Source organism: Roseomonas aerilata DSM 19363 (genome assembly GCF_000711725.1).
In the GTDB taxonomy this organism is placed as follows: domain Bacteria; phylum Pseudomonadota; class Alphaproteobacteria; order Acetobacterales; family Acetobacteraceae; genus Roseomonas; species Roseomonas aerilata.
Genome location: NZ_JONP01000026.1, coordinates 51999 through 62499, shown reverse-complemented (window position 1 = coordinate 62499; position 10501 = coordinate 51999). Strand labels below are relative to the sequence as shown.

General features: G+C 69.7%; 8 protein-coding genes. 4 read left to right on the top strand and 4 right to left on the bottom strand.

What is annotated here, in order from left to right:
- The coding region (locus BO39_RS22395; protein ID WP_043830293.1) for a dihydroxy-acid dehydratase at positions 1–1171 on the top strand (1171 nt) is incomplete at its 5' end.
- A gap of 11 nt (positions 1172–1182) precedes the next feature.
- A complete protein-coding gene (locus BO39_RS22390; protein ID WP_043830291.1) occupies positions 1183–1899 on the top strand; it encodes a ribonuclease activity regulator RraA in 717 nt (238 codons plus the stop codon).
- 16 nt (positions 1900–1915) lie between these two features.
- Here the strand turns inward: BO39_RS22390 and BO39_RS22385 are convergent, their stop codons facing one another.
- On the bottom strand, positions 1916–3394 hold the full coding sequence (locus tag BO39_RS22385) for a glycosyltransferase family 4 protein (RefSeq protein WP_043837688.1): 1479 nt from the start codon (positions 3392–3394) through the stop codon (positions 1916–1918).
- A gap of 340 nt (positions 3395–3734) precedes the next feature.
- On the opposite strand from BO39_RS22385, the gene BO39_RS32810 reads away from it, so the two are divergent.
- Positions 3735–3905: a hypothetical protein gene (locus BO39_RS32810; protein ID WP_156963827.1), complete on the top strand. Its 171-nt coding sequence runs from the start codon at positions 3735–3737 to the stop codon at positions 3903–3905.
- Entirely contained in the window at positions 3902–6796 is a 2895-nt protein-coding gene (locus tag BO39_RS22380; protein WP_052402462.1) for a PAS domain S-box protein, read from the top strand. The genes BO39_RS32810 and BO39_RS22380 overlap by 4 nt, the downstream gene beginning before the upstream one ends.
- Here the strand turns inward: BO39_RS22380 and BO39_RS22375 are convergent.
- The 3 genes from BO39_RS22375 to BO39_RS22365 are packed head-to-tail and all read right to left on the bottom strand — an operon-like array spanning position 6790 to position 10499.
- A complete protein-coding gene (locus BO39_RS22375) occupies positions 6790–7419 on the bottom strand; it encodes a TetR/AcrR family transcriptional regulator (protein ID WP_052402461.1) in 630 nt (209 codons plus the stop codon). The genes BO39_RS22380 and BO39_RS22375 overlap by 7 nt on opposite strands.
- Complete coding sequence (locus BO39_RS22370; protein ID WP_052402460.1) at positions 7416–8066, bottom strand: TetR/AcrR family transcriptional regulator; 651 nt, start codon at positions 8064–8066, stop codon at positions 7416–7418. Before BO39_RS22370 ends, BO39_RS22375 begins: the two co-directional genes overlap by 4 nt.
- Positions 8067–8093: 27 nt before the next feature.
- The gene (locus BO39_RS22365) at positions 8094–10499 is read right to left on the bottom strand and encodes a xanthine dehydrogenase family protein molybdopterin-binding subunit (protein ID WP_043837686.1); all 2406 of its coding nucleotides are present in this window, start codon (positions 10497–10499) and stop codon (positions 8094–8096) included.
- Between the last annotated feature and the right edge of the window lie 2 nt (positions 10500–10501).

Sequence of the window (10501 nt, the reverse complement as noted above, 5' to 3'; positions counted from 1 at the left end):
GGGCGGCATCGCGCGCTCCTACGGCACCTGCATGACCATGGGCACGGCGAGCACGATGACGGCGATCGCCGAGGCGGTGGGCATGGTGCTGCCCGGCGGCTCCTCGGTGCCCGCGGCGGATGCGGGGCATATCCGGCTGGCGAGCGAGAGCGGGCGGCGGATCGTCGAGATGGTGTGGGAGGACCTGACGCCGTCGCGCATCCAGACGAAGGCGTCCTTCGAGAACGCGATCGCGGTTGCCATGGCGATGGGCTGCTCGACCAACGCGATCATCCACCTCATCGCCATGGCGCGCCGCGCCGGGCAGGAGATCGGGCTCGAGGACTTCGAGCGCTTCTCCCGCCGCGTGCCCGTGATCGGCAATGTCCGCCCCTCCGGCAACGCCTACCTGATGGAGGACTTCTTCTACGCCGGCGGCATCCGCGGGCTGATGGGGCGCATCCGCGAGCACCTCGACCTCTCCTGCGTGACGGTGTCGGGCAAGACGCTCGGCGAGAACATCGAGGGCGCCCGCGTCTTCAACGACGACGTGATCCGGACCACGGAGAACCCGATCTACGGCGAGGGCTCGCTCGCGGTGCTCAAGGGCAACCTCGCGCCCGATGGCTGCGTGATCAAGCCGGCGGCGATGGACCAGCGCTTCCTCAAGCACTCCGGCCCCGCGGTGGTCTTCGACGACTACCCCTCCATGAAGAAGGCGGTGGACGACGAGAGCTACCCCTTCACGCCGGACACGGTGATGGTGCTGCGCAACGCCGGGCCCCAGGGCGGGCCGGGGATGCCGGAATGGGGCATGCTGCCCATGCCGAAGAAGCTGCTGCGCGAGGGGCACCGCGACATGCTGCGCATGTCCGACGCGCGGATGTCCGGCACCTCCTACGGCGCCTGCGTGCTGCATGTGGCGCCCGAATCCTACATCGGCGGTCCGCTCGCCCTGCTGCGGACGGGCGACATCGTGACCCTCGACGTGGACGCGCGGACGATCAGCATGGAGGTCTCCGACGAGGAGCTGGCGCGGCGCCGGGCCGAGTGGGTGGCGCCCGAGCCCCGCTTCGAGCGCGGCTACGGCTACATGTTCAGCAAGCACATCCAGCAGGCGAACGAGGGCTGCGACTTCGACTTCCTGCGCACCGAGTTCGGCGCGCCCGTTCCCGAACCCGTCATCTACTGAGAGAACCGAGCATGGCCCTGTCCGAAGAGACGCGCGCGAGGCTGAAGACCGTCAGCACCGCGACCGTCGCGACCATCCTGTTCAAGCGCGGCTTGCGCAGCCAGTTCATCCAGGACGTGCAGCCGCTGCGCGTGCGCGAGGAGAGCATGGTCGGCGAGGCCTTCACGCTGCGCTACATCCCCGCGCGCGAGGACCTGAACGGGATCGAGGTGTTCAAGGACCCGAGCCACCCGCAGCGCAAGGGCGTCGAGACCTGCCCGCCCGGCGCGGTGATGGTGATGGACAGCCGCAAGGACGCGCGCGCGGCCTCGGCGGGCTCTATCCTCATCACGCGGCTGATGGTGCGGGGCGTGGCGGGCGTGGTGACCGATGGCGGCTTCCGCGACGCGGCCGAGATCGCCCAGCTCGACATCCCAACCTACCACCGCCGCCCCTCGGCGCCGACGAACCTGACGCTGAACCACGCGATCGACATCAACGTGCCGATCGGCTGCGGCGACGCGCCGGTCTTCCCGGGCGACGTGATCCTCGGCGACGGCGACGGCGTGATCGTCATCCCCGCGGCCATCGCCGACGAGGTCGCGGCCGAGGCGGTGGAGATGACCGCCTACGAGGACTTCGCGACCGAGCGCGTGCGCGCCGGGCAGGGACTGCCAGGCCTCTACCCCGCAACCGACCCGAAGAACCTCGAGGCCTTCGCCTCATGGCGTAAGGAAAAGGGGCGCTGAGGCGCGGCGCCGGTCCCTAGACCGGCGCCTCCGCGGGCTGCTCGATGGCGCGCAGCACAGCGGCCGCGGCTTCGTCCCAGACCACCGGGCGGAAGTCGCGGGCGACGCGGGCCTGCCAGTTGCGCAGGCCCTCCGGATCCTCCACCACCTCGCGCACGACGCGATAGGCCTCCGTCGTGTTCTCGGGATCGAAGTAGCGGGCCAGCGCGCCGCCAGCCTCGGGCAAGGAGGTAGTGTTCGAGATGATGCAGGGCTTGCCGAAGGAGAGGCTCTCCGTGACCGGCAGACCCCATCCCTCGTAGAAGGAGGGAAAGAGGGTGAACTGCGCGCCCTGGTAGAGAGTGGTCAGCTCCCCGTCCGTCGGGTCCTGGAACAGCACCAGCTTGCCGCCGAGGTAATCGGCGTTCTTCAGCTGCTGCATGAGATCCTGCACCATCCAGCCGACGCGCCCGGCGAAGACGAGGGTAGGCACCTTCTCGCGCGGCATCTCCTCCAGCATGCGTCGCCAGACGCGGAAAAGGAGGAGGTGGTTCTTGCGGGCCTCGATCGTCGAGACGATGAGGGCGTAGCTGCCAGCTTCGGGATACTCGCGGCCGGGCAGGCGTACTGCCGGAGCCGGATGGCCGAAGCCGGTGCCCATGGGGATGGCAACGGGCCGCGCCAGCAGCTTCCAGCCGTTCTGGCGGGCGTAGAGGGCAATGTCGTCCGCGCTGGCCTGGGAGATTGCCATGACCACGTCCGCGTGCGGCAGCGTGGAACCGAGCCAGCCGCTGAACAGGTCCACCAGGGTATGGTCGCAGAACTCGGGGCGCCGGAGCGGAATGATGTCGTAGAGGAGGACGCCGAAGCGGATGCCCTTCTCCCGCTTCGCGGAGGCGACCAGCTCGGCGTAGCGCCGGTGGAACCAGGGCGAGCCGAGCACGAGGAGGATGTCGCCCGGCCGAGCATCGCGGAAGCCGTCGGGTCCTTCCGGCACCGCGTCCTCCGGACTGTCCTCGGCGAGCGCGAGCGGCTTCTGCTGGGGGAGCACGGGCTTGCGGCCCTGCAGCATCGCCTGCCAGGCGATCTGTCCGGCCTGCGCGGCCTGCCGCAGGGCGCTGATCTGCAAAAGAACCGCGCTGCCGAGAGCCGGGCGCACCCGTTCGGGCACCCGGCGGGCGCACCAACTCAGCAGGCGGCGTCGCAGGCGGCGGGGTGGTGGTGGGACAATCGATTCGGGAATGGAGGCGGCCTGCGTCCCTGTAGCAAGCATCTCTCCCTCCTCGGCCAAGGTAGGGCTGGAGAGCCCGGCGAAGAGAGTTTCCACGGCCGACCAGGGAACCGCCCGAAAGCCGGTGCCGCTCGTTCTATGGCGGAGGAAGCGCACCGTGCCCTCCCCGGCCGCCTTTATCAGGCAGCGGCAGATCTCGAACTCGACGCGCTGGATGCCGCTCGGGCGCGGGTTTGCCCGTGCGTAGTCGAACAGGTCCTCAACATCGATCCAGATGGTCTGCATCGGCTGGTCGCTCCGGCCTGGGGCAGCGGCACGCGCATCCGGGGGGACGGCAGGTCTCCGCAAATCACGTTTCCAGTCGCGGCTGGTCGCTGATATCGGCGCGGGAAGCAAGACTTGTGGGCGCGATTTCATGTATCCGGCCGGGCGGGGAACGGCTGCGGCGCCACCGGAAGGGGGCGGGGCGGATGCTGCCGCAGCGGCAACGAGAGCGTCGCGCCGCGCGTTGCAGGCGTCCGGGAGGATGCCGGGGCCGCGCCCGGCGAGCCCGGGCGCAGCCACGCCTTCCGATCACGCAACCATCCGCCAGCACCCGAGTTTGGCGCTGAAGGTGCACCCTCGAATGCCAGCCCAACTTGATCCTCGTGTCGCCCCGGCCCCGCCGCCGGCGATCGCCCGCGAGCAGCTCACCCTGGCGCTGCATGCCGCCAGCACCGCGCTCACCTGCCTCTCGCCGCGACGCCCGGCTGTGATCGGCGCACCGAAGCGGCGCACCCGGGCGGGCCGGGAATGAGCGAGGGCGAGACGAGCGGCCGATCCCGCCCTGAGGAGCCCGGGACGGGGCCCGAGGTCGCTGATCGAAGCCTCCACTTCCGCCTTAGGCAGCAGGAGATCCTCGCGGAGCTTGGCGCCTATGCTCTCAGCAGCGCGGATCTGGGCGCGCTGCTGCAGGAAGCAGCGCGGCTGGTTGCACTCGGGCTGCGCACGCCTTTCGCGAAGGTGATGGAATATCGCGCCCATGAGGATCAGCTTCTCGTTCGGGCTGGCGTCGGCTGGCGGGAGGGGATCGTTGGCCGGTACAGGACGGGCGCGGACCTCGCCTCTCCCACCGGATATGCGTTCAGGACCGGGGAGACGGTCATCTCCGGCCACCTCTCGGCCGAGGGGCGCTTCCGCACCCCGGCGGCATTGGCCGAGCACGGGATCCGGCGGGCCATCAACGTCGAGATCCGGACGGACGGCAAGCCCTGGGGAGTGGTGGAGGCCGACAGCCAGAATCCGGAGGACTTCGGACCAGACGACCTCGCCTTCGTGAAGGCCGTCGCGAACCTCCTCGGCCTGGCGATCGGGCGGCTTCGCACCGAGGCGTCGCTGGGCGATTCCCTGACCCGCACGAGCGAGATCCTGGAGAGCATCAGCGACGCCTTCTATGCCGTGGACCACGACTGGCGCTTCACCTACGTCAACCGTCGAGCCGAGGAGCTTTGGGGACGAAAGCGCGACGAGTTGATCGGCAAGGTCTACTGGGAGGAATTCCCGCAGGCTGTCGGCAGCGAGGCCTATGCCGCGCATCTGCGCGCCGCGCGGGAACGGCGCGTGGTTCAGATCGAGACGCTTTCCCCGATTGTCCACCACTGGGTCGACGTGAGCATCTATCCGAGCGAGCGCGGGCTCTCCGTCTATTTTCGCGATGTCTCCGGCCGTAAGGCGGCCGAGCAGGCGGTGCGGGAGAGTGAGGCACGCTTCCGGGCCCTGGTGGACGCCTCCGCTGCGGCGGTCTGGACCACCGACGCTCAGGGCATGGCGCGAGAGGATTCGCCGAGCTGGCGCGCCCTCACCGGGCAATCGAGGGAGGCGATGCTGGGTAGGGGCTGGTTGGACGCCCTGCACCCGGACGACCGTGCAGGCGTGGCGAAGGCCTGGGCGGACGCCGTGGCGACGGGTTCGCCGCTGGAGACGGAGCTGCGACTGCGTCATGTCTCCGGGGAGTGGCGCCTGACCACCGTCCGGGCGGTTCCGATCCGGAACCCGGACGGAAGCCTCCGCGAATGGGTCGGCATGAACATTGACATCACGGAGCAGCACCGAGCGGAGGACGCGCGCCGCGCGAGCGACGAGCGGCACCGCCTGGCGGTTCGCGCCACCAACGATGCTATCTGGGATTGGGATCTTCCGGGCAACCGGGTCGAATGGAATGAGGCGTTGGCGGATGCGTTTGGCCATCGGTTGCCGGACAGCGTCTCGAGCGGAGACTGGTGGCTGCAGCACATCCACGCGGACGACCGGGAGCGGATTCATCGCTCGATCCACGACGTAATCGAAGGTGGGGCGAGCCGATGGTCCGATGAGTACCGCTTCCTGCGGGCCGACGGCACCTATGCGGACGTGCTCGACCGCGGCTTCATGGTTCGCGGGCCGGGCGGCGAGCCGCTGCGGATAATCGGGGCCATGCTCGACGTCACGGAGCGGCGGCGCTCGGAGCGGGAGCTGCGGCAGATCAACGAACACCTGGAGGCCGCGGTGGCCCGCCGGACGGAGCAGCTGCGCCAGCACGAGGAGGCGCTTCGCCAGTCGCAGAAGCTCGAGGCCGTGGGGCAGCTGACCGGCGGTGTCGCGCACGACTTCAACAACCTGCTGACGATCATCCGTTCCTCGGCGGATCTTCTTCGACGCCCCAATCTGTCCGCGCAGCGGCAGCAACGCTATGTCGAGGCGATCTCGGACACGGCCAACCGCGCGGCCAAGCTGACCGGCCAGCTCCTCGCCTTCGCGCGCCGCCAACCCCTCAAGCCAGAGGTGTTCCTCGTGGGGGAGCGGGTGCAGGCGGTGACCGACCTCATCCGCCCGCTGGTGGGCGCACGTATAACCATCGAAACGAGCATCGAGTGCGAGGGCTGCGCCGTAGAGGCCGACCCGAACCAGTTCGAAACGGCCCTGGTGAACCTTGCGGTGAACGCGCGCGACGCGATGGAGGGTGGCGGGCGCATCGCGCTCCGCACCTGGCTCGCCTCCGAGCTGCCCCCGACGCGGGGACATGCGGGAACGCGGGGCGAGTTCGTGGCGGCTTCTGTGTCTGACGAGGGCAGCGGCATCGAGCCGGAGCTGCTCGGGCGGATCTTCGAGCCGTTCTTCACAACGAAGGAGGTGGGGAAGGGAACCGGGCTCGGGCTTTCGCAGGTCTATGGCTTCGCGAAGCAGTCTGGCGGCGAGTTGCTGGTCGAGAGCCAGGTGGGCCGGGGCACGACCTTCACGGTCTACCTGCCACGGGTGGCAGCGAGGCCGAAGGGCGAAGTGAGGAACCAGGCCGCCGAGGCTGGTGGGCCGGAGGCCGGGCGCCGGAACGTGCTGCTGGTAGAGGACAATACGCAGGTCGGGGAGTTCGCGAGGCAGCTGCTGGAAGACCTCGGCTATGCGGCCACCTGGGCGCCGAACGCGCAGGTCGCGCTCGGCATACTGGAGCGCGAGGCTGGCCGCTTCGACACGGTTTTCTCCGACGTGGTCATGCCGGGCATGAACGGGGTCGAGCTCGGCCATGAGATACGGCGCCGCTGGCCCAAACTGCGCATCGTGCTGACCAGCGGCTACAGCCACGTGCTCGCGAAGGGCGGCGCGCGCGACTTCCACCTGCTGAACAAGCCCTATTCAGTGGAGGGTTTGTCGAAGGCACTGCGCTCGGGTCATTGAGGCGCGGGCAACCACCCGCCGAGCCAAGCGATGACGCGCCGGCGGATATCCTCCTCGCTCAGCCGCTCCTGTGGCAGCCCCAGCAGGCGATGGCGGATGGGGCCGAAGCAGAGCTCGCCGTGAAGGGCCCAGGCGAGCTCGACCGCGACTGGCCCGGGGCGGAGCGCGCCGCCGGGTGGCCGCCCTTCCAGCGCCGCCGCGACCGGCTGGATGACGCGTGCACGGATGGAGGCCATGTAGTGCTGGCTGGCCTTCTGGTTGCCCAGGCCGGAGAAGGCGAAGATCCGCAACCAGGGGCCGTCCTCGAGGGCGTCGAGATAGGCGGCGTAGAAGCGCGTCAGCCGTTCCTCCAGCGGCAGGCCGGCATCCCGGAGCAGCGTGTCCCAGGCACCCTGCCAGCGGGTGGCGTAGAACTCCTCGTAGACGCGCTCGATCAGTGCCTCCTTCGTCGCGAAGTAGCGGTAGAGAAGCGGGTGCGTGACGCCGAGATGATGCGCGAGGTCGCGGAGCTGCGCATCGAGGCCATGCTCGGCGAAATACGCGATGGCACCGGCAACGATCCTTCGCTCACGTTCCTCGGGCGCTAGGCGCTGCGCCCGCGGTGGCACGCGGTTGCTGCTCAAGTCTCGGCCTGCGCCAGCGCGCGGGCACCGCGGCAGAAGCCGGCGATCGCGACAGCCAAGGCTTCGTCCTGGCTGCGGGGCGTGGCGCCGCGCCAGATCGCGCCGCGTGCGCCAAGATAGAAGACACGGCCGTGCAGTGCCCAAGCACGTTCCTCGGCGATGTTGCGCGGCAGGGGGCGATCGGACCCTTCGGCCTGGATGGCGTCGGCGAGCGGATGGATAATTCTGTCCTGCAGGAGGCTGCTCAGCCCGGACGGTGTGGCCGCGCCCGAAAGGCCGGTCATCACAGCGATCCGCATCCATTCCGGCGCGAGCAGGAGCGTTCCAGCTTCCTGGTAGAAGCGCAGGAGGCGTTCCTCCAGCGAGACGGCGGGGTCACGCAGGATCTCTATCCATTCCTCGCGCCAGCGGCGCTCGAACAGCTCGGTGCAGACGGTCGCGATCAGCTCCTGCTTTCCCGGGAAATGCCGGTAGAGCACCGAGTGCGATATCCCCAGCGACTGGGCGAGCTGGCGCGTCTGCCCGGAGAAGCCTTCCTCCGCGAAGAAGCCGATGGCCGCATCGACGATCATGCGCTCGCGTTCGGCCGCGGCGATGCGGGGCCGGCGCGGCTCGGCCTGGGGCGTGGCGGCTCTGGGCCCTGGCATCGGCGTCCCTCTAGAAGCGGAGGGGCGTTATAGCCTCGCCGTCGAGGTGTGAGATGCATTCTGGATCGCCTGCCAGACCCGCTGCGGGGTGGCGGGCATCGAGATGTCGCGGACGCCGGCCTCGCGCAGTGCATCGAGGAGCGCGTTCACGACGGCCGGCGGAAGCCCGACCGAGCCGACCTCCGCGCAGCCCTTCGCCTTCAGCGGGTTGTGCTCGCAGGGCGTGCCGTGTGTCAGCACCGTGAAGGCGGGAAGGTCGTGCGCGCGGGGCATGGCGTAGTCCTGGAAGCTGGCGGTCAGCATCTGCCCGGCCTCGTCGAAGCAGCAGCCCTCCAGCAGCGCTTGGCCTGCGCCCTGGGCCAAGCCGCCATGCACCTGCCCGTGCACGATCATCGGGTTGATGATGGCGCCGAGGTCGTCCACCGCCACCACCTTCTCGAGCGCGACCTCGCCTGTCTCTGGGTCGACCTCCAATTCGCAAACATGGCAGCCGCCGGGATAGGTCCAGTTCTTCGGGTCGTAGAAGGCGGTCTCGTCCAGACCGGGCTCGATCTCGTCGATGGGGTAGTCGTGCGGCGTGTAGGCGGCGCGGGCAACCTCGGCGAAGGTCATCGCGCGGTCCGTGCCGTCCACGCGGAAGAGACCCGGCTCGAAGACGATGTCCTCGGCCGAGGCCTCGAGCCGGTGCGCCGCGATGCGCCGGCCCTTGGCGACGATCTTGTCCATCGCCTTGACGATGGCGGAGCCGCCGACGACGAGCGAACGCGAGGCGGCCGTGCCCCGGCCGAAGGGGACCTGATCCGTGTCGCCCTGCACGAGCCGCACGCGCTCGAAGGGCACACCAAGTCGATCCGCCACGATCTGGGCGAAGGTCGTCTCGTGGCCCTGGCCGTGACTGTGTGCGCCGCTGAAGACCGTGACGGCGCCACTCGGATGCACGCGGACCTGCGCCGATTCCGAGCGCGCGCCGCGCCCGCCGAGCTGTCCCACCACGCGGGACGGTGTGCCGCCCGCGATTTCCACGTAGGTGGAGATGCCGAAGCCGCGAAGGCGGCCGCGGCGACGCGCCTCCTCCTTGCGGGCGGGGAAGCCGTCCAGGTCCGCCGCCTCAAGTGCGAGGCGAAGCGTCGATTCATGGTCGCCGGAGTCGTATTCGAGGCCGAGCGGCGTGGCGTAGGGGAACTGGTCCGCCCCGATGAAGTTCCGCCGGCGGAGCGCCACGCGGTCGATGCCCGTGACCTTCGCGGCCTCGTCCACCAGCCGCTCCAGCACGTAGCTTGCCTCCGGCCGGCCGGCACCGCGATAGGCGTCCACGCTGACGGTGTTGGTGAAGGTGAGCTTCACGTTGCACCAGATCGCGGGCGTCCGGTACACGCCCGCGAGCAGCGGGGCGTAGTAATAGGTGGGAATGGCGGTGGCGCCGCCCGTGAGATAGGCGCCGACATTCGCGAGCGTCACGACGCGGAGCCCGATGAAGGTGCCCTCCGCATCGAGCGCGAGCTCGGCCTCCGTGCGATGGTCGCGGCCCTGCACGTCCGTCAGGAAGGATTCCGTGCGATCGCCCACCCAGCGGATCGCGCGGCCGAGCCGGCGGGCGGCCCAGGTGAGCGTTGTCTCCTCGGGGTAGAGGAAGATCTTGGTGCCGAAGCCGCCGCCGACATCGGGCGAGACGACGCGAAGGTCCGTTTCCGGGATGTTCAGCACGCTGCCGCAGAGCGTGCCGCGGACGGTGTGCGGGTTCTGGCTCGTGGTCCAGAGCGTGGTGGTGCCCATCGCCGTGTCATGGGTCGCGAGGGCTGCGCGCGGCTCCATCGGCGCCGGCACGAGCCGGTTGTTTGTGAGGGTGAGGCGAACCCGGTGCGCGGCACGGGCGAAGGCTGCCTCGACGGCCGCGAGGTCGCCAATCTCCCAGTCGCAGCAGAGATTGCCTGGCAGGTGGTCCCAGACGCGCGGCGCCTCCGCCGCCAGGGCAGTGCCGAGATCGGCCGCCGCGTCCAGCACCTCGTAATCCGCCTCGATCGCCTCCGCCGCGTCGCGCGCCGCTGCTTGTGTCTCGGCGATCACGACGGCCAATGGCTCGCCGACATGCCGCACCTTGTCTGTCGCGAGGGGGTAGTGCGGCGGCTCCGCGTTCGGTCGGCCAGCGCGGTCCCGGACCACCCAACCCGAGGGGAGGCTGCCCACGCCCGCGGTGCGCAGATCGGTCCCGGTGAAGATCGCGACAACTCCCGACATCGCCCGCGCTGTTTCCGTCCGCAATCGAAGGATCCGCGCGTGGGCGTGGGGCGAGCGCAGGAAGGCGGCGTGCAACTGGCCAGGCACCGTCATGTCCCCGACAAAGCGGCCCTGGCCGCGCAGGAGGCGCTGGTCTTCGCGGCGGCGAACGGAATGGCCGATCCCGGTTTCGGTCCGGGCGAGGGGCTGCTCGGGCATGG

Bases quoted from the DNA above. Each gene is read 5' to 3' on its own strand.
- BO39_RS22385 (WP_043837688.1), bottom strand. From the start codon at position 3,394: ATGCAGACCATCTGGATCGATGTTGAGGACCTGTTCGACTACGCACGG.
- BO39_RS22380 (WP_052402462.1), top strand. From the start codon at position 3,902: ATGAGCGAGGGCGAGACGAGCGGCCGATCCCGCCCTGAGGAGCCCGGG.
- BO39_RS32810 (WP_156963827.1), top strand. From the start codon at position 3,735: ATGCCAGCCCAACTTGATCCTCGTGTCGCCCCGGCCCCGCCGCCGGCG.
- BO39_RS22365 (WP_043837686.1), bottom strand. From the start codon at position 10,499: ATGCCCGAGCAGCCCCTCGCCCGGACCGAAACCGGGATCGGCCATTCC.
- BO39_RS22390 (WP_043830291.1), top strand. From the start codon at position 1,183: ATGGCCCTGTCCGAAGAGACGCGCGCGAGGCTGAAGACCGTCAGCACC.
- BO39_RS22370 (WP_052402460.1), bottom strand. From the start codon at position 8,066: ATGCCAGGGCCCAGAGCCGCCACGCCCCAGGCCGAGCCGCGCCGGCCC.